Annotated in this window: 12 protein-coding genes; 9 read left to right on the forward strand and 3 right to left on the reverse strand. The window is 50.5% G+C overall.

The window, feature by feature from the left end; all coding sequences use genetic code 11:
• The first annotated feature begins 120 nt into the window (after positions 1 to 120).
• The 6 genes from KJS57_RS16545 to KJS57_RS16570 all read left to right on the forward strand — a co-directional run bounded on the left by KJS57_RS16545 (position 121) and on the right by KJS57_RS16570 (position 14,732).
• On the forward strand, positions 121 to 2,103 hold the full coding sequence (locus KJS57_RS16545; protein WP_213655639.1) for a glycoside hydrolase family 127 protein: 1,983 nt from the start codon (positions 121 to 123) through the stop codon (positions 2,101 to 2,103).
• 201 nt (positions 2,104 to 2,304) lie between these two features.
• Positions 2,305 to 8,025 (forward strand): WIAG-tail domain, encoded by a 5,721-nt coding sequence (locus KJS57_RS16550; RefSeq protein ID WP_213655640.1) that lies wholly within the window; start codon positions 2,305 to 2,307, stop codon positions 8,023 to 8,025.
• Positions 8,026 to 8,382: 357 nt separating this feature from the next.
• Complete coding sequence (locus KJS57_RS16555) at positions 8,383 to 10,590, forward strand: FMN-binding protein (RefSeq protein WP_244861595.1); 2,208 nt, start codon at positions 8,383 to 8,385, stop codon at positions 10,588 to 10,590.
• Between the two features lie 147 nt (positions 10,591 to 10,737).
• Positions 10,738 to 13,236, forward strand: coding sequence for a transglutaminase domain-containing protein (locus tag KJS57_RS16560; RefSeq protein ID WP_213655642.1), 2,499 nt, complete (start codon positions 10,738 to 10,740; stop codon positions 13,234 to 13,236).
• A gap of 80 nt (positions 13,237 to 13,316) precedes the next feature.
• Entirely contained in the window at positions 13,317 to 14,273 is a 957-nt protein-coding gene (locus KJS57_RS16565; RefSeq protein ID WP_213655643.1) for a 3'-5' exoribonuclease YhaM family protein, read from the forward strand.
• A 156-nt stretch (positions 14,274 to 14,429) separates the two neighbouring features.
• Entirely contained in the window at positions 14,430 to 14,732 is a 303-nt protein-coding gene (locus KJS57_RS16570; protein ID WP_244861596.1) for a catalase-related domain-containing protein, read from the forward strand.
• Between the two features lie 102 nt (positions 14,733 to 14,834).
• On the opposite strand, the gene KJS57_RS16575 is transcribed toward KJS57_RS16570, so the two are convergent.
• On the reverse strand, positions 14,835 to 15,176 hold the full coding sequence (locus tag KJS57_RS16575) for a cupin domain-containing protein (RefSeq protein WP_211020068.1): 342 nt from the start codon (positions 15,174 to 15,176) through the stop codon (positions 14,835 to 14,837).
• 175 nt (positions 15,177 to 15,351) lie between these two features.
• Here KJS57_RS16575 and KJS57_RS16580 point away from each other — a divergent pair, with 175 nt between their 5' ends.
• Entirely contained in the window at positions 15,352 to 16,302 is a 951-nt protein-coding gene (locus tag KJS57_RS16580) for a radical SAM protein (RefSeq protein WP_213655644.1), read from the forward strand.
• A gap of 6 nt (positions 16,303 to 16,308) precedes the next feature.
• Here KJS57_RS16580 and KJS57_RS16585 read toward each other — a convergent pair whose 3' ends face one another.
• Positions 16,309 to 17,094, reverse strand: coding sequence for a M15 family metallopeptidase (locus KJS57_RS16585; RefSeq protein ID WP_213655645.1), 786 nt, complete (start codon positions 17,092 to 17,094; stop codon positions 16,309 to 16,311).
• Between the two features lie 301 nt (positions 17,095 to 17,395).
• Between KJS57_RS16585 and KJS57_RS16590 the strand changes: the two genes are divergently transcribed.
• Together KJS57_RS16590 and KJS57_RS16595 are read left to right on the forward strand one after the other, a co-directional pair.
• Entirely contained in the window at positions 17,396 to 17,827 is a 432-nt protein-coding gene (locus KJS57_RS16590) for a MarR family winged helix-turn-helix transcriptional regulator (protein WP_211020065.1), read from the forward strand.
• Positions 17,828 to 17,851: 24 nt separating this feature from the next.
• Entirely contained in the window at positions 17,852 to 19,468 is a 1,617-nt protein-coding gene (locus tag KJS57_RS16595; RefSeq protein ID WP_211020064.1) for a DHA2 family efflux MFS transporter permease subunit, read from the forward strand.
• 117 nt (positions 19,469 to 19,585) lie between these two features.
• Here the strand turns inward: KJS57_RS16595 and KJS57_RS16600 are convergent, their stop codons facing one another.
• Positions 19,586 to 20,209 carry an acetate uptake transporter gene (locus KJS57_RS16600; RefSeq protein WP_213655646.1) on the reverse strand — a complete coding sequence of 208 codons (624 nt, stop codon included), beginning with the start codon at positions 20,207 to 20,209 and terminating at the stop codon, positions 19,586 to 19,588.
• Positions 20,210 to 20,418 lie beyond the last annotated feature (209 nt).

A 20,418-nucleotide genomic window follows, 5' to 3' on the forward strand; every position in this document is an offset into this window, starting at 1 on the left:
ATCACTTTGTGTGAAAAATTATAAATAATAGGTTGCTCTCATTTGTATTATTTATTAAATATATACGATAGAATGAATCTTGTCAGTATGATATTTCAAAAGAAGGAGGGCCTCTGAGTTATGTGCGGAACGGGAGCTGAACAAAGTATTCACTCTGCAAGAGTGCCTTTAAACCAAGTGAAGATTCAAGATGAATTCTGGGATTATTACATTAAACTGGTGCGCGAGGTGGTTGTCCCTTATCAATGGGATGCGCTGAACGACCGGGTGAGCGGTGCGGAACCAAGCGGAGCCGTACGCAACTTTAAAATAGCGGCGGGTCTGGAGCAAGGCGATTTTTACGGTATGGTGTTCCAGGACAGCGATATCGCCAAATGGCTTGAAGCGGTAGCTTACTTGCTAGAATCGCAGCCGGATCCGGCATTGGAGGAAATCGCGGACGGGTTGATCGACATTATCGAACAGGCCCAGCATGAGGACGGCTACCTAAACACGTATTTCACGCTCAAAGAACCCGGTCAAAGATGGACCAATTTGGCGGAATGTCATGAGTTGTATTGTGCGGGACATATGATCGAGGCGGCGGTGGCTTATTACCGGGCTACAGGAAAAAGAAAGCTGCTGGACGTTGTAAGCCGGTTCGCCGATCACATTGATTCCGTGTTCGGAACCGAGCCTGGGAAACTGGCAGGGTATGACGGACACCAGGAAATTGAGCTGGCGTTGGTCAAGCTGTATCAGGTGACCGGAAATGAACGATATTTGCGGCTCAGTCGTTATTTTCTGGATCAACGGGGGCAAAAGCCGAGTTTTTATCAAATTCAGTTGGATGAACGCGGCGGGAAAACCCATTGGCCGTCAGGCAATGAGGCGATCGATCTGGAATACAATCAGTCGCATCTGCCGGTGAGGGAGCAGGAGACGGCGATCGGCCATGCGGTCCGCCTGCTTTATATGCTGACGGGGATGGCGGACGTGGCGGCCGAAACGGGAGATGAATCCTTGCTGGCGGCCTGCCGCAAGCTGTGGGACAACATCGTTTCCCGGCAAATGTACATTACGGGCGGCGTAGGCTCCATGCCGCAGGGAGAAGCCTTCTCCTTCGATTACGATCTGCCGAACGACACGGTGTATGCGGAGACTTGCGCTTCGATCGGTTTGATCTTCTTTGCCCAACGGATGTTGAAGCTCGCTCCCGAGTCGCAATTTGCCGACGTGATGGAAAGAGCTCTGTACAACACGGTAGTCGGCGGCATGTCCAGAGACGGCAAGCATTTCTTCTACGTTAATCCACTGGAGGTCGATCCGAAGGCTTGCGGCGGAGCAAACCACAAATACGACCATGTCAAGCCGGTGCGCCAGGAATGGTTCGGCTGCGCATGCTGTCCGCCTAACGTGGCACGGCTACTGGCTTCTTTGGGAGAGTATATCTATACGGTACAAGGGGACACCATTTATACGCATCTCTATATTGGCGGAGAAGCGGCGCTTGAGCTTGGAGAGAGCAAGGTTACGTTGAAACAGGCTTCGAATTATCCGTGGGATGGCGAGATTAAGCTGGAAGTGTTCCCGGAACAGGCCGGTGAAAAGTTTACTTTGGCCGTACGGATTCCGGGCTGGTGCAAACAGGCATCGCTTCTGCTGAACGGCTCGGCGTATCCGCTAGGCGATAACACGGTAGTGAACGGTTATGCACGAATCGAGCGGGAGTGGCAGTCCGGTGATGTGCTGGAGCTTCGTCTGGAAATGCCGGTACTCCGCATGCACAGCCATCCTTCGGTCCGCGCCAATGCAGGGAAGGTTGCGCTGCAAAGAGGACCGCTCGTCTATTGCCTGGAACAGGCGGATAACGGGCCGGACTTGCACGAGGTCGTGCTGCCGCGGGATGCGGAGCTGAAGGCGGCGAAGGAAGAGGAGCTTCTTGGCGGCGTCGTAGCAATAAGCGCCGAGGGCCTGCGGCTGCGGGATGAAGAATGGAGCGGCGGTTTGTATAGTCCGGAGCCGGCGCTTGGGATGAAGCAGGCAACCGTCAAGTTTATTCCTTATTATGCCTGGGCCAATCGCGGTGAAGGCGAAATGACGGTGTGGGTAAGAGAGCAATAATACAGAAATGCAGGGATCGGTCCGTAGGCTGCGAGAGCAGCGGAGGGCCGGTCTTTTTTTTGAAATAATCAGAATTTCTCCCAGCGAATTTGTGGAATAAGGACAGTATCGCGAAGAAACCCCGTTGCTTTTTTGCGGTGCCTTAGAGAAGCTGTGACAAGGGCCCATTCCGCCGCATATGATGCCAAAGATGATTATCTTGTGGCAAAGGAGAGGACGGCTCTGAAAAAGCGAAACAGAACCACGAAACCGAGCAGACCCAAAAAGACGCTCTATTACGTGGATAATCCGGAAATAAACGAGTTGACCTTGCTGGAAAAAGGAAAGTCCGGGTTTACATCTGACCTGGAAAAGGAGTTAAAGCTCCATCACTCCCTTCCCGTTTTGGAAGTAATCGAGGATGAGTTCCTTGTAGGGGAATTCACGGACAAAACTTTGAAGGAAATTGTGAATGAAGCTGAAGACGAAGTTGAAATTGAAATTGATGTTACAAACGATGTTACAAGCGATCTTACAAACGATCTTACAAACGATGTTGAAATCGATGCTTTTGATGAACAATTGAGTAAAACCCCCGGGGAGCTTAATCCGTCGCAGCAGAAGCATTTGCAGGAACTGGAATCCATTCTTGAAGAGAAACAGTCTCCTGAATCCAACGGCGGCATAATTTATACGGCCGATCTGACGGACGCTGCCGTTACCGGGGATAAGATCGCACCTTATACGATCGATTCCGGCAAAATAAAGTTGGGGGCCATCGGATCGGCCTGGATCGCCGACCATGCGGTGCTCGGCAGCAAAATCGCAGACGGAGCTATCGTAGCCTCCAAAATAGCTCCCTTGTCCGTTCGGGGCGACCATCTGGTCGACGGAGCCGTGGAGGGTAGGAATGTCCGGGACCGCTCGATCGGCGGGAACAAACTGGAGGATGGCAGCATCACCAGCCATAAGCTGGCGGACGGAATTATTGACGGAAGCAAGCTCGCGGACGGAGCGATCCAGAGTCGTCATTTAAGCGAGTGGATCGTTACTACGGATCTGCTCCAGGATCAAGCCGTAACTTCAGACAAAATCCGGAGCTCGGCGATCCGGTCGATTCACCTGGAAAACGGAGCGGTGGACACGTCGAAATTAGGGGAGTTCTCCGTTACGTCAACTAAAGTCCGGGACGGAGCGATTACAGCGGCCAAACTGCAGGAAGGAGCAGTGGAGAGCAGGCATCTGGCTGAGAATGCCATCACCGTCCGCCACCTGGCTCCGGGGATGATCAGCAATGAACACCTGGCTATGTTAAGTGTTAGTGGCGAACAACTCCGCGATGGAATTATAAATTCCCATCATCTGGAGGACCAGATCATTCAGGCCCGTCACCTCGCCCCCGGCTCGGTGGAATCATTCCATATGAAGCCCGGGAGCATCGGTGAGGAACAGATTGGCAGCGGTGAAATTCATGGAAAGCATCTGGCGAATAAAAGCATCCTGTCCACAAAGCTGTCCGATCAATCCGTGGGCACCTCTAAGGTAGTGGATCAAGCTATTACTTCGTCCAAAATCGCCGATCAGAGTATTTTGCCGAACAAAATCGCCGATGAAGGGGTGCAGACCCGCCATCTTGCCAAATCTGCCGTTCAAGGGCCCCAGCTGGCACTAGAATCCGTAACCTCCTATCATTTGGTCCCAGGCTCGGTGGGGGGAGAACAAATTGCCGCAGAAGCGATTCAAGATCGGCATTTGGCAAGGGGATCCGTATCCAGGGAGAAAATTGCAGGGTCGTCAATTCTGGAGAGCCACATAGCGCCAGGAGCGGTCAGCGAAAGGCAGCTGCAAAACAGCAGTGTAACGAATACCAAAATCGCCGACGGCTCGATCACGGAAAGTAAGCTTGCTCCCGGCTCGGTGACCGGAACTGTCGTAGGTTCGGAGCAAATTTCCTCCAGGCATATCCTGCCGGGATCCGTCTCCCGTGTGCATTTGGCTGAGAACAGCATAGACAGCAGCCTCCTTCAGACAGGTTTGATCCGGGAGGAGCATCTCAGTAACGGCTCTATCTTTTCGTGGCATTTGCAAGACCATGCCGTTACTTCTCTGAAGCTGTCGCCGGAGAGCGTCACTACCGACAAATTAAATGATCTGGCGGTAACCGCGCCCAAGCTGGCCGAAGGGAGCATCAGCGGGCCCAAAATTGCGGAGGGTTCCCTGGAATCCCGGCATTTTTCGGTCGGCGCGGTCCAGTCCGAAAGTGTAGCCGACAACGCTGTGGAGAACCGGCATCTTGCTCCAGACTCGGTCGGAGCGGAACAAGTGAGGTTCGGCGCGATCCAGGAGCCGCACCTTGCTACCGAAGCTGTCTCGGAACGCTCGCTTCAGAATGAGGCGGTGTCCTCTGATAAATTGGCGGCAGGCTCGGTTCAATCCCGTCATTTGGGTGGGAACAGCGTGGAAGGGGTGCATCTTTCGACCGGGGCGGTGGATTCCCGTCATATATTGGCGGAAACGATAAATAGAGAGCACCTGTCTGACGCCTTGAAAAAGGAAGGATTATTGCCGTTAGATGGAATTGGCGGCGCAGATCTTCAACCGGCTTCGATCCAGCGTGCCCATTTACAGAAGGGAATCGTAGATGCCGATGTTCTGAAGGAAAAATCAATTGGCTCCGCTCATATTCAGCCGCAAGCCGTACAGAGCCAACATGTAGCCGATTCCGCGATTCGGGGTCAGCATCTGGCAGAAGCGACGTTGGATGCCCGCCATATAGCAGCGGGCAGTGTGAGTGGAAGCCTTATCGGCGATCAGGTCATTGAAAGCCGCCATATTGGGCTGAATGCTGTAACGCTTGAACATTTGTCACCGGAGCTCCAGAAGGACGGGTTGCTGCCGGAAGCAGGAATCGGGGGAGCGGATCTCCAACCCGGCTCAATTCGCCGCCAGCATTTTCAAAAGGGTGTAGTGGACGGCGAAGTGCTGCAAAGCGAATCGGTAGGCGCATTGCATCTTAAACTGCAGTCGGTGCAATGTTATCATCTTACGGATGAAGCGGTTCAAAGCCAGCATTTGGCGGCAGGCAATGTTCAGTCCCGGCATCTGGCCAGCGGCAGCGTTCAAGGAAGCCATATCGCAGAAGATGCGGTACAATCCGGCCATATCGGACAGAACGCGGTAACGTCCCGGCATCTGTCCGCCGACTTACGCCGGAACGGACTGCTGCCGGAAGAGGGAATCGGCGGAGCGGATCTGCAAGCGGAAGCTATCGGCCGCCAGCATTTACAAGCGAAAGCCGTAGATGCCGAGGTACTTGGCGATCAATCCGTGGGCGCCGAACATTTGCAGGCAAATGCGGTATCCAGCCGGCATTTGGCGCCAGGTGCAGTGCTCAGACAGCATATCGGTAAGGGGGAAATTCAGCCGCAACATCTGTCCGCAGGGTCCGTGGAAGGCTCGCATCTCACGGAAGCCGCAGTGCAGTCTCTTCATATCGCTCCGGGTGTCGTAACGACCCAGCACCTATCTTTCGAATTACAGCAAGAAGGACTGCTGCCGAAAGAGGGGATCAGCGGAGCTGATTTGCAAACGGAAGCTATTGGCCGTCAGCATTTACAAGCGGGAGCCGTAGATGCCGAAAAACTGAGTAATCAATCAGTTAGCGCCGAACATTTGCAGGCGAATGCGGTATCCAGCCGGCATTTAACGCCAGGCACCGTACTCGCACATCATATTGGCAAAGGAGCCATCCAGCCGCAACATCTGTCCGCAGAGGCCGTGGAAGGGTCGCATCTTGCGGAAGCCGCGGTGCAGTCTCTTCATATCGCGCCGAGCGCTGTAACGACCCAGCATCTGTCTTTCAAATTGCAGCGCGAAGGATTGTTGCCGGAAGAGGGGATCAGCGGAGCAGATATGCAAGCGCAAGCCATCGGCCGCCAGCATTTACAAGCGGGAGCCGTGGATGCTGTGGTACTGAGCGACGACTCCGTAAGCGCCGGACATTTGCAGGCAAATGCGGTATCCAGCCGGCATTTGGCGGCAGGAGCGGTGCTCGAACAACACATCGGCAAGGGAGCAATTCGGCCGGAACATCTGTCCGCAGAGGCCGTGGAAGCATCACATCTCACGGAAGCCGCAGTGCAGTCTCTTCATATCGCGCCGAGTTCTGTAACGACCCAGCATTTATCTTTCAAGTTGCAGCGCGAAGGATTGCTGCCGGAAGATGGGATCTGCGGAGCGGATTTGCAAGCGGAAGCCATCGGCCGTCAGCATTTACAAGCGGGTGCCGTAGATGCCGAGGTACTGAGCGAAGGCTCGGTGGGAGCCGAACATTTACAGGGAAATGTGGTATCCAGCCAGCATTTAGCGCTAGGAGCGGTGCTCGGGCAGCATATCGATAAAGGAGCAATTCAGCCGGAACATTTGTCCGCAGGGTCTGTGGAAGGCTCGCATCTTGCGGAAGCCGCGGTGCAGTCTCTTCATATCGCGCCGAGTACAGTAGCGACCGAGCATCTGTCTTTTGAATTGCAGCGTACAGGGTTGCTGCCGGAAGAAGGGATCAGCGGAGCGGATCTGCAAGCGCAAGCCATCGGCCGTCAGCATTTACAAGCGGGTGCCGTAGATGCCGAGGTACTGAGCGAAGGCTCGGTGGGGGCCGAACATTTGCAGGGAAATGCGGTATCAAGCCAGCATTTAGCGCTAGGCGCGGTGCTCGGGCAGCATATCGATAAAGGAGCAATTCAGCCGGAACATCTGTCCGCAGAGACCGTGCAAGGGTCGCATCTCGCGGAAGCCGCGGTGCAGTCTCTTCATATTGCTCCGGGTGTCGTAACGACCGAGCATCTATCTGCCGACTTGCAGCGGGAAGGACTGCTACCGGAAGAAGGGATCGGCGGAGCGAATCTGCAGCCAGGCTCCATCGGCCGGAAACATTTGCAGGCATCTTCCGTGGATGCCAAAGTTTTGGGCAATCAGTCCGTAGGACCGGATCATCTGCAATTGAACGCCGTATATGGTCAGCATTTAACGAAAGGTGCGGTGCTGGAGCATCATATAAGCAACGGAGCGGTTCAGCCTCAGCATTTGGCAAACAGCGTGATCGAGGCAAGGCATCTCGCGGAAGGCGCCGTGGGATCCGGTCAAATCGGATTGGATTCGGTGACTTCGGAGCATTTATCGGCGGATCTGCGGCAAGGCGGATTGCTGCCGGAGGGTGGGATCAGCGGATCCGACCTACAGCCGGAATCGATCGGCACGGGGCATCTGCAGCCGGGAGCCGTGAATTCCGAGGTGTTGAGCCATCGGTCCGTAGGACCGGATCATATACAAATGAATGCCATATCCGGCCAGCACATGGCGAGCGGAGCGGTGCTTGCCTCGCATTTGGGCAGCGGCGTGATTGGGTCGCAGCATTTAAGCGAGGGAGTCGTCGAGGGAGAACATCTTGCCGAGGCCGCCGTACAATCGCTCCATATTGAACCGGGCGCGGTGACAGCGTGGCACTTGTCATCCGACTTACAGCGTGACGGATTGCTGCCGGAAGAAGGGATTAGCGGGGATAGCCTGCAGCCGGGCTCCATCGGTGCCGAGCACTTGCAGCCGGGAGCCGTGAATGCTGTAGCGCTGGGTCATCAATCCGTTAAACCGGAACATCTGGCTATTACACCCGTACAAACTTTGGCCGATCAGCCGGCGATGCAGCAGTTCGGAATGTGCGCGTTCATGGTGATCAAGAATGAAATGTCCGTGGAAGTTACGGTGATGTTCGAACAGCCATTTTCAAACTCGCAATATGTGCTTGTCGCCATGACCAATCAACCGGCGTATTACGTTACTTTGAAGGAACAGACACCGGAAATGGCGGTGCTCGAAGTAACGAAGATTAAGGAAAGTCATATCAATTATGGCTTTATTACTTGGATAGCGATTGGAAATCTGGAGTAAACGGATTAAAAGATCTGAGAATGATCGGGCGGGCAAGGCAGCTTCCTTAGAGATAAGGGGCTGCCTTTTGCCTGTGTGAAAGCTTTTAAATTACATGTTTTAACAAGAAAAGTGATTTATGTTGCGCACCTTGTGATTTTAGGTACAGCTATGGACGAGGGATATTCAGTATCATAAATCGAAACCGCTTGGAGGAGCATATTACGATGCTTATGAATGTGAAATAATTCACTCGATTTTAAGTAAGGTGCTCGACAGACGGAGGAAGGCTTGAAAAGGAAGGGGCGAGCCAGTTCGGATTAATTGGCAACACAGAACGGTACATAATTTGAATTATTTAAAAGGAGAGGATTGCGTTTGAAGAAGATAGTTGCTTTAACAGTTTGCGCAACGATGGTGTTGTCTTCGCTGGTCATGACCGTTGACTTGTCTCCGATCAAGATCTCGAACATCGACGTTGTATCCGCCGCCTCGGAAGCCGAGACGACGCCGGCCAAGGAATCAACCCCTGCCAAGACGACAAAACCGGAAACCAAACCGACAACGAAGAAGGAAACCAAAACTACAACTAAGCCGACCACAACGAAGACGACCACAACCAAGCCGGCTGCCAGCAAAACGACTACTCCGGCGGTAAAGGATGCAGCCAAGACAGAGGCTAAAACCCCCGCGGCTGTAGAAACAGTTAAAAATCCATATCAAGACGGCGTTTATGTAACCTATGGGGATGCCTATTCGAAAGGAACGGAAGGTGCGAAGGTTACGATCAAGGACGGAAAGGTCGCCGATGTAGAGCTTCTGAGAACAAGTCCGAAGCTGATCGACCGGGATGTTCGGATCAATTACAGCGGGCTTTGGCAGGCTTATGAGCCGATGGAGACCAGCTTCCGAGGCAAGACACGGGAACAAGCGGCTGAGGTTGACGTCGTTTCCGGCGCAACGCGTTCCAGCAACGGTTGGAAGCTGGCGGTCGATCGCGCGTTTGCAAGAGCACAGGCAGAGAAGCCTGCGGGCGAGGTTTATTTTGCAGGAGAGCATATGGGTGTTGACCCTGCAGGTAAATATATGGTATTTGCCAAATACGATAAAACAAAACTGCTTGGCGTGAAAGTATTTCCTTTAAATGAGAAAGGGGAAGCGGTGGAAGAAGCCGCGATGACTCCCGAACAGGCAAAAACAGTGTACCTTATCGCAAGCGAACTGCTTTACCGGGGAACTAACGCCGTAGCCGCCAAAGGTCTGGAAGCAGACTTTAAAGCAGCGATCCAAGCTTTCTGGGACGCAGACCAAAACGCGAAGATTAACAACGTTTCAAAATATGTAGACGGATTTTATTCCGCTTACGGAGCCGCCCGGGACAAAGGGGTGGAGAGAGCGGACGTGTACATCCGCAACGGCAAGCTGGTTGACGTGAAGCTGTACAGATTGGGCTCCAATCTGATCGACCGCGGAGAAACCGCTTATGCCGAAGTGGTTAAGGCGAATGCGCCTATGGTTGCTAAGCTGCTTGCCAACGGTTCTTACATTGAGAATTACAGCGATACCGACGCCATTTCCGGTGCGACGGAAAGCAGCCACAGCTGGAACGAAGCCGTGGAAAGAGCCTTTGAAAAGGCACTTAAAACCCCTGACGGCCACAAGTATTTTGAAGGCACGTTTGCCGGCGTGGATAACCGGTCCCAAGCATTGGTGCTGGCCGATTTCCAAGGCGACAAAGTAACCAAAGTAACGATTCACCTGTTCGATAAAGATGGCAAGCTGATCAAAGAAGAGAACTTGACGGAAGAGCAAAAGACGACGATCGCCACTTTAAGCGAAGGCCTGATCAAGAAGGGAAATAATCTTGCTTTGATCCCAGGCCAAGAGGTAGTGTCCGCCGCAGCCAAAGCGGCATTTGCGGATGCGTTGCAAAATGCTTCCAAGGTTCAGGGCAATTATAAAGATGGCAAGTTCACCGCATATGGCGATGCGTATGATAAGGGAACTAACCGTGCGGACGTTACGCTCCGGAACGGAAACATTGTCGGTATCGACTTGTTCCGTGTGGGCGTCGATCTCCAGGATCGGGGCGCATCGGCGTACGCGGATGTAGTAAGAGCGATTCCGATCCTCGAGAGCAACTATCTCCTCGCCGTTACCCGGGAAAACGCAGCCGAAGTGGATGCCGTATCCGGCGCAACCAGCAGCAGCAAGGCATTCAGTGCAGCGGTGGATCGGGCGTACAAAAAGGCTGAGATTGCCGAATCCTATAAAACGGCTTACGCCAACGGAATCTTTGCCGGTACAAATGCCGACAAATCGGTGTATGTCATGGTTACGGTAGAGAAGAACGTACCGTTTAAAATGGAAGTATTCTATCTGGATGCGAACGGCAAAATCAAAGCTGCCGACAAATTGTCGGCGGATGAGTTGTTCGTGAAGCAGGAATTTGAAACGCCGACGACCGGGGTTATGCATAAATACGCATACCGTCCGGCCGCATTCGGAGATACCGATGCGGTTAAAGCGTTGTCGGGCAAAGTGGTCGATGCCGTCAAAGTGGCATTGGAAGCTGCAGGCAGATAAATCTGTTGTAAAGCAAAACCCCCGGGTGATTAGACCCGGGGGTTTTAGCATGAACCGTGCAGTATAGATGTTCTAATTATATACAGTATTTCCCTTCCTATGTATAATAACTCTGACAGCGCTAATGATCGGAGGAAGCGGAGCAAAATGATCAATTTAAGAAAAGTGATGCTTATCTTGGCCGTCTGTTTTTCTCTGACCGGTTGTCAGTGGGCCGACCGGATGGCCGAGGATATCGTCACCGATGCTGTCGGGGTGCTCAAGCCTTTTTTTGAAACGGAATATGAACTTGCGCCGGAAGATGGTACAGGAGGACAGGAGCAGCAGAGCGAACAGGAGCAGCAGAGCGAACAGGAGCAGCAGAGCGAACAGGAGCAGCAGCGCGAAGAGCGGGCGGAGCAGGCCGTTTCCCCGATTACGGGAAATTTAACGGTAGCGGATTTAAAGTCTCGATACAACGCTTCAATAACAGAGATCCAAGGTCCCGGGGCACTTAGCAAGGTATCGGCGGATGAAGTCTTTCGTATCCGGTTCGAATCCAAGTTCAGTAAAAATATCCCGCTTGGAGACATCATATCTGTCCATACCGATCCGGCCGCCCAGCCGCAAAGCAAAATAGATTCTCCGGTTAAGCTTGAAGATTATACCTATGGTCCGACTACCATTACCGTTTCTCCACCGTTATTCGGAGTCCTGAGTTCCTCATACACTTACGAGGCAGGAGAAAAGCAATGGGGAAACGCTTCAGCCTATTATATCCGGATCAATTATGACCTGGAATCATCTTCGCCTTTGAAGCTGGATAAGCCGCTAATTATTCCTTTTGAGGTGGATACCGGGGTGCCGGTACCTGAGCTTTCTTATAAAATCGGCAAAGATGGCCGGTTAAAATTAATGTGGAAACCGGTTCCCGGAGCCGAGAGTTACCACATATATAATGTTTTTGGAAACGAGAAGGATGGAAAGGAAAATCTGCCGAATGCCGGACCTGAACAAGGATATGAGGGCAACTACCCCATCCTTATAGGTATGGAATCGAAAACTGAGTTTGATGATTTTGGACAAAACGGGAACGGCGGATTTTTTGCATCGGACAATGAAGAGATTTATTCCCAAAACGGGATCGTGAATGGCGATTATTATGTGACTGCAATTATTGGGGATAAGGAATCCAGCTTCAGCAACCCCGTAAACACGCATGCTCTGTCCGCACAACTGCCCAAGAAGATACAGGATGATGATCTTGAGCGTTTGCTCAGCTTGGAACATGCGGAAGATCTGCCTGCGGCCATTCAGGTCGAGTATATTGACGGTGCTTTGACCAAGCGGGATATCTTGTACGATACATCAAGACTGAGAGCTCCGAGGGAGAAAGATTACGGGACTCGGGTTTATTACAGGATTTCGGGAACAGCTCTTAGAGGCATCTTGTACATCACGGACATTACCGAAAAGAAAATCGGAGAACTGAAAGACAGGCAGGCCAATCTGCCACCGGAGGAATTGGAAGCCTTCCGGAGTTCACCGGTAATCGGGAATTCCCGTGTCCCTGATATCAAGAGCTGGGAGGAACGACATGCCGATGATAAAAGGAAAGAAGCGGACAAAACAAACGACAAATGGGACCGGCAACGGGTTCCGGATTCGGACATTCTTAACGAAATGGAACTAAACGCGGATTCTGCGCTGGAAGAATACCTTGCCAGGTTCATGATTGACGGGCAGCGTAAAGTTCCGCTTAGAGCTTTCCCTGAGACCGAGGATACGGAATTACTTTACGATACGGTGAATAAAGTGTATTTTCAAAACCCGATGATCATGGGGGTTAAAAACTACAGGTACAGCCCTATTAGTGAAACTCTTCATATTACTTATCATGACTCTCAGAAAACAATGAAAAACAAGCAATTCAAAACGCTGAAGGCAGCCCGGCAAATTATTGCTTCGACTCTTAAAGCAGGAATGACCGAGGAAGAGAAGCGGCTGGCCCTATACAATTATCTGGACGAAAACGCGGTGTATGATGACGATGCATATGAAAATTCCGAATTGCACGACTTTGAATATGTGGATGATGAATTTATCGATGCATATACTGCCTATGGAGTCATGGTGGAGAAGCAAGGGGTCTGTATGAGCTATGCCTATGCATACAAAATGCTTGGAGACCTTGCAGATATCGACAATATCATCGTCACCGGGACGCTGGACGACGTTCCCCATGCCTGGAACAAGGTTAAGATCGGGGAAGAGTGGCTGAACGTCGACGCCACGAATGGAGCGACGAATGCCGGAGTGCCTTATTATCTCTACAATGCAAATGACGCGGAGGCCGCCAAGCTGAATTTTCATTTCGATAAGGATTATATGCTGGACAGCGAGCTCTCAAATTTCAAGGGAAAAAGTAACGCGAATGATTATTATGTCGTCCATGGGCTGGAGGTTAAGTCGCTTCAGGAGTTTAAGGCGAAGCTTGTAGAAGGACTTCAGGCAGGAGATGAATGGATATCGCTTCGTCTGGCTACGGATCTCGATGAAGACGAAGTGCTGGACGCCATTTCCGAAGTGTTCTATCAATATGCCCCCGAGCTGGCGGAGGACGCGGAATATTATGAGGTTGGCAATTATGTGGTGGTTTATCCGTAAGCCTTGTTCTCGCTAAATGACATGCCATCCTTCTTTCCCCGTAGTATAATGAAACTATCATTTTAGTGGGGGAATCTAGCGTGACTTTGATTAGACAACTGGTGAATCAAGATGAATTTGTTGGTTTTTATCTGCTTAAGGAGGTAGAGGTCAAACAGACCAATGCCACGCCGCCGAAGGATTATCTCGATATCGTGTTGGCCGACGGAACCGGAGAACTGCCGGCGAAGCTGTGGGATGCCTCCTCGGTCGATAAAGAAGCCTTTTTCCCGATGGGACTTGTGAAGGTGAAGGGGCTTGTTCAAACCTATCGTGACCGATTGCAGGTTAAGATCATGCAAATCCGCCCGGCGAAGCCGGAGGACGGGGTTAAACTGACGGATTTTATCCGCTCCGCTCCGATTTCATCTACGGAACTCATTCATACGATAAAGCAAGTTATTGCCGATATTTCAGATCAGGAAATCAAGGATATTGTTACATTTTGCGTCGGAAAAGTGGAGGAGAAGCTCGAACACGCTCCTGCGGCGAAGAGCCATCATCACGCGTACTTCGGCGGACTTGCCTACCATATGGTAAGGATGCTGGAGCTCGGCGAGTTCATATGCAAGCAACGGCCGTTCCTGAACGAAGACTTATTGAAGGCGGGCATTATTTTGCACGATATCGCCAAACCGGAGGAGATGGTGGCACAGCTCGGCATCGTGTCCGAGTATAGCGTCCAAGGCAAGCTGGTCGGACACATTTCGATGGCGTCCAACTGGATCACCGAAGCCGCCGTACGGCTGGGCATCGGAACGGAGTCGCCGAAGGTGTTGGGACTGCAGCATCTGGTGCTGTCGCATCACAATCTTGGCGAATGGGGCAGCCCGGTTCAGCCGCAGATGGCGGAAGCGGTGGCGCTTCATTTTATCGATGCGATGGACGCCAAGCTGCAAATGGTAGAGGATGCCTTGAATACGACGCCGGATACGGAGGACTGGACTCCTTTCATTCGAGGGTTGGAGAACAAGGCGATTTACCGGTTGAAATTTTAAGTAGCATACGTGCATAGGTTCATTTGCATGAACTTGCGGCAATTCATAGTAAACCCGCTTCCCCGCATGGGGAGGCGGGTTTTTCTCATGGAATGTTATGACGAATAAGGGCCAACCGTAAGCGGAGATCACGAACCGCATTATGATACAAGACTGGTGAGAGAGAAAATTGACCGTACTAACGACTTTGGACAAGCGGGGCAAACCTATCGGTCTTTCGATGATGTAGAACGGGATGAGTTGATTTCCAATCTGGTGAACAACCTGAAAATTTGCAAGCCCGAGATCCAGGAAACCTGGATCAGCCATTTCACGCAGGCGGACCCGGACTACGGCAAGCGGGTAAAAGACGGTTTGGAACGAATCAAGCGGGAAGGAAATTCTCATGTCAGCACGGCGGCCGCGGATGAGGCGTTGAAGAAGTCGGAGGATATGGGCCACGAATCGGATCGTTATTAGGACCGGCGTGCGTAACAGCGGGTAAGGAAACGGCAATGAAGCCATAAATAACGGCGGTATGGGGAAGCTCCCTATACCGCCGTTGTTCGTTCATATTAGCACTTAAATATTTTCGGCATAGCGTGGCTCCGGAATTTTGGTAAGTATGACATATAAGGAAGCGGGAGCCTCGCCATGATTAGCATACGAGAACGCTTCGTCGCCATGGAGATGGATGATGTCCCCTTTAAGAAGTTCGGACGGGACTTCATCCACCGTTACCGTCCCGTTCCCTTCGAGTGCAAGAATGTATACATCCGTTCCGGGATGTTTATGGGTCGGGAGCTCTTGTCCCGGCATGAAGTTTAAAACGAAAACGACGCTCTCCCCTTTTTTAAAAGCGATCCGTTTCGTGAATTTATCCTGTTGAAAATCTTGAAGTGTGCCAAGCGATTGTTTATCCACTGTAATCCCTCCTTGGTTTTATAGTACCCGTGAAAGACGTTCCGAACCTTGATCTAAATCAAGTTTTGCGCAAAAAGAGGATTATCTCATATTTTTATTTTACGGCCGCCATTATAATCGCAATTGTTGACACGCCCCCTCTTTGGGGCGGTAAATAGCCGGAGGGAGTGGAATAATGACATATAAGGCTTTGGAATTGGAGAAGCCGGATACGTATGAGTTGGAAGGACTGGAAGTTGGCGTAACCTCGAACTGCAATTTTCGGTGCGAGTATTGCTGTGCTTATAACCGTAACGACGGAAACAGCATCGATGCGAAACAAATCATTAATCTGCTTGAGGAATTGCCGGGTTTAAAAAGAGTGCGCTTATCCGGCGGAGAGGTAACCCTGAAATACGAAGACTGCGTGGAAGTAGTCGATTATTGCTCGTCGCGGGGAATTCATACGCAATTGAACACCAACGCAAGTCTTTTGAATGAGGGGCGAATTCGGAGATTGGCCGATTCGGGACTAACGAACATTCATATTTCTTTTAATTTCGTAACGGCGGAGCAATTTAGCGATTATTATCGTATTAAACCAAGCGTCTATCATAAAATAGTCAACAATATTAAGCTTTGCACGGCAGCCGGGCTGGATACCGTGCTTGAAACGCTGCTATTCAAAGAAACCGAGGGCCATATGGACGAGATCAGCGACCGTGTATATCAACTCGGAGTACGTACGCACGAGATCCAGAACAGCATCGTTATGGATCATACCGGCTGGAGATCGATCGCCGCGAGGGAAGCCTTAAAGAAAGCGGTAAATGATCTGATTGCCCGGAAGAAAGAGGATATGACGCTTTATTTTACTTGCATGGACCGTTTCATGGACGAGCTTGGATTTGCGGAGCAACCGGGCGTTTATTTTCCCCATTGCATTGAAGGCAAAAAACAGCTCCACCTGCACGGCAACGGAGACATCCTGATTTCGGAATTGTGTCATCCCGTCATTATCGGGAACATTTACAAAGGGAACTCGCTCAAACACTTATATCAGGAAATGCCCGACCCTTTAAGGGAGTTCCTTGACGAACAGCCTTGTCCCGCTTATGATGCGCTGTTTTCGCCGCAAAGAAGCTAAAGGTAATTATTCTACATTAAAGTTGAAGTAAGTGGAAGGGTACGGCTCATTTTTCAGCGTATAATGCCACCATTCCTTAGTGTAAGGCTTGAAGCCCTGATTCACCATGGCGGTTTTGAGAATGTACCGGTTCTTGCGCTGTTCTTTGGTAATCAGCTTGGTGCCATGACTGGAAATTTCACCGAGAAAATCAACCCGGCTCCCCATATCGACTTCTTCACCGGTTCTTTTGTAAACGAGCGTCAAATCGACCGTACTGCCCCGGGAATGTCCCGATTTGCTGGATAGATAGCCGAGCTTGAACAGGTTCTTCTTGTCCACATCGGGGTAGAAGGCATCCTTCATCAAGGTGTCGTCGCGATCCTTGGACCAGGAGATGAAGTGGTTTACGGCTTTTTGCGGACGGTAGGCGTCGATGATTTTGAAGCGGTAACCCTGCTTGTCCAGTTCATCGTTCGCTTTCTTTAATGCTTTGGCCGCTTTGGACGACAGGATGGCAAGCGGCGCTTCATAACCTTTGACCGGCCCCCCGATAAAGTTATTATCGCTAAAATACCGGATATCATACTGGGCGTCCGGAATGATCTCATCCAGATAGACAAAGCCCTTAGGCAGCTTGTTTTGTTTGGTTACGGACTCTTCGATTCCATAGGGATGAACCAATGCTTCGGAAGCGGCCGCGTTAGTGTTTTGGGCGATACCCCCGGCCGTCACAAGCGTCAGTATGGAAACGCTGAGGATGGTAAAATGCCGAAGTCGTGAGACGAAACGGTTTGGCGATTCAGGTGTCATGAGCTCACTCCTTTGATATGAAGTTAATCTTCCAGGTAATCTTCTATTCTATGATTATATAACACGGACTCTAATTTAATGAAAAGGCTTTCCCGAATTTATCTCATTCGGGAAAGCCTTTTCATTTGAAAATGCAATAAATACCTTACAGCTTGGCTCTTGACTAGTGCTTCCGATCCTTGTATATTAGTAAATGCTTTAATAATTTAGTTATAATTATTTCAGTAGTTTAACTAAAATTTTAACATAAATTCAGCAAGCGAGGTGCAATCGAAAAAAAGGAGTTATGGAGGGAAACAAGTTGGTACAAAGAGAAATGCTGCTTGAAGTAACCACGATGTTCGGAGCCTTGCTCAAAGGATTTTCGCAGAAGTGGAACAAGCTTGGCGCGGAATACAATCTAAGCTTTCCTCAATTTAAAATGCTGCATTTTCTGAACCGGACCGGACCTCAGAAGGTTTCACAATTGGCGGATACGTTAGGATTAACCTCAGCTGCTATCACAGGTATTACCGATCGCCTGCTGGCTGAAGGGTATGTCGAGAGAGAACGGGCAGTCAAGGACCGCAGGGTCGTTTTTATTACGATTACCGAAAAAGGAACGAATCTCCTCCAAGAGATTACCGAAAATCATGAGGAGGCGACCCAAACCATTTTTAATACGCTTGGGGATGAAGATATTAAGCATTTGAAGCGCATTTTTACGGCTATGCTTGACAACTTAGAAAAATAAAAACACAGAGGTGGAGATAGAAAAATGGAGCATTTGTCATTAAAACGCAAAGTGTCGATCATGATCGCCGTTATGGCAGCCATGTTCTTTGCGGCAATCAACCAGACGATTGTCAGTACCGCGATGCCGCGGATCATTGCTATCCTTGATGGCATGGATTATTATACCTGGACAATCAATATTTATTTGCTGACTTCGACGATCGCAACCGTACTTGTCGGTAAATTGTCCGATATGTTTGGACGTAAGCCTTTTATATTGCTAGGGATCCTGTTGTTTATGATAGGGGCGTTCCTTACAGGTACTTCTTCTGATGTATTCCAATTCATTACTTACCGCGGGATCCAAGGGATTGGCGCCGGTATTATTCAATCGACGGCTTTTACTGCCGTAGGCGACCTGTTTGCTCCGCGTGAACGCGGCAAATGGATGGGTCTTATGACCGCAATCTTCGGTTTCTCCAGTGTTCTGGGTCCAACGCTTGGCGGATATCTGGTCGACAATATGGATTGGCACTGGTTGTTCTGGATCTTCTTGCCGCTCGGTATCGTCGCTTTCATCATGATTCTGACGTTGTTCCCGAAAATGGAACGCAAGCCCGGCGAAAGTATCGATTATCTCGGTTCCCTGTTCATGACCACGACGATCGTTCCGCTGCTGCTGGCGTTTTCGTGGGCAGGTACGCAGTACGATTGGGGTTCCGTCCAAATTCTCGGACTTCTCGCTGCAACTGTAATATCCGCAATTATTTTTGTATTCGTAGAATTGAAAGCAAAAAATCCGATTTTGCCTATGCATCTGTTTAAGAACGGCGTAGTTACCGTTTCTAACTTAATCGGTTTTATTATGAACTTCGGCTTGATGGGCGCGATGATCTACATTTCGTTCTTCGTTCAAGGCGTAATGGGTATTTCGCCGACTTATGCCGGTTATGTAACGATGCCAATGAGTATTTTCATGGTCGTTACAAGTGCAATAACAGGTCAACTCATTGCAAAACAAGGCAAGTACAAACGTTTTGCCCTGATCGGTGTGCCAATCATGATTCTGGGTATGGCGGTAATGGTATTTATGAACAGCGTCTGGATGGCCGTCGTGGCTATGATCATCTTCGGGATCGGCCTTGGATTGGGTATGCCGGTATTTTCGCTGGCAACACAAAATGCGGTTCCGCATAAAGAGCTCGGGGTTGTAACAGCTTCCACGCAATTGTTCCGTAACCTCGGGGGTACGATCGGTATTGCCGTCATGGGTACGGTTATGTCCAACAGCCTGACCAGTAACCTGAAGAGCGCAATGACCTCGTCCAGCGCTCCGGACATGAGCAAAATAGATCCGGAAATGGCGAAGCAACTGACGGCATTTGCGAACCCGCAAACGCTGATGAATAAGCCGTTGATCGAACAAACGCAGGCTAGTCTTCCAGCCGATATCAAGCCTTTGTTCACGCAAATGATCGCGGGAATCCGCGATGCGCTCGGCGATACGCTGTCCCATGTATTCTTGACAGGTACGCTTGTCTTGGTCGTAGCTTTCATATTGGTCTTCTTCCTGAAGGAGCTCCCGCTTCGCACTACGAACCAAGCGGCGCCAGCTGAAGCTGCGCCTGAGAATGCCAAAGAAGGCATCCCGGCACATTAAGTTTCAGGAGCTAAGATGCTAAGGAATAAGCTCCGATTTATTTAAATGAAATAATAACAAAGCCGCCTAATTGCGCGTATCGGAGCGCTTAGGCGGCTTTGTTTATTGTATTGAGACTTAAGCCCGTGCTTTGAAAATGCCGAAGGGTCGGCCTACAGGCAAAAATACCCGGCCAAAGTGAACGTTCAGCACAGCTGCGCCGGCGCCGTAGAGCGAGAGCAGGCCGATGCCCATTTCCGCATAAGCCGCCAGACCATGAAACAGTTCAGGGGCGATCCCGAATGCATCAAAGGAAAGGCCAAGGAACAAAAGGTCGATTAAGACGAAAATGAAGAACAGGACTTTATGCGTCTCCATAGCACCGATGGTCATAAATAACGTAAATATGAGATATCCGGCAAACGCAAAGCCGAGCTGCTTGCCGTCCACGCCTGCCGCCAGCTCAGGGCCCAATACGCCAAGCTTGATTAGCCAGCTTGTACCCATAGCGAACCAGAAGAAAGCGTACGCGCCAAATGCGGTCATACCGAATGTGTTGTTATGTTTGGCATCTTGAATGCTGGCGAACAGCTGGGCGAACGCTCCGAGGAAAATCGCCCAAGGAATGGCGTAGCTCAAACCGTCCGTGATCCCTAGCTTTTGGGAAGAGGCGACCAACGTTACGATTGCCAGTCCAAACAGGCCGATTCCGCTAGGATCGGCCGTCATGATTTTTACGTGTGTAGATGATGCGTTTTGCATAGTTCAGTCAAAGCCTCCAGAAGATCATTTGCTTCTCATTCCGCCGATACCGGAATGAATACTGATGTATTGTAATGGATTTGGGAGGGTTCGTACAGTGTATAAAATTACAATTGCGCTTAAAGGCACTTATTCTCGTTGAATCAGAAACGAAAGGATGAGAGGGAATATTCCTGGAAAAGGGATTATTTAAAGCCGATTTATATGTA

Source organism: Paenibacillus vini, from assembly GCF_018403325.1.
Taxonomy (GTDB): Bacteria; Bacillota; Bacilli; order Paenibacillales; family Paenibacillaceae; genus Fontibacillus; species Fontibacillus vini.

Coding starts and splice junctions, on each gene's coding strand:
- KJS57_RS16545 (WP_213655639.1), top strand. CDS start 121: ATGTGCGGAACGGGAGCTGAACAAAGTATTCACTCTGCAAGAGTGCCT.
- KJS57_RS16580 (WP_213655644.1), top strand. CDS start 15,352: ATGACATATAAGGCTTTGGAATTGGAGAAGCCGGATACGTATGAGTTG.
- KJS57_RS16585 (WP_213655645.1), bottom strand. CDS start 17,094: ATGACACCTGAATCGCCAAACCGTTTCGTCTCACGACTTCGGCATTTT.
- KJS57_RS16560 (WP_213655642.1), top strand. CDS start 10,738: ATGATCAATTTAAGAAAAGTGATGCTTATCTTGGCCGTCTGTTTTTCT.
- KJS57_RS16595 (WP_211020064.1), top strand. CDS start 17,852: ATGGAGCATTTGTCATTAAAACGCAAAGTGTCGATCATGATCGCCGTT.
- KJS57_RS16600 (WP_213655646.1), bottom strand. CDS start 20,209: ATGCAAAACGCATCATCTACACACGTAAAAATCATGACGGCCGATCCT.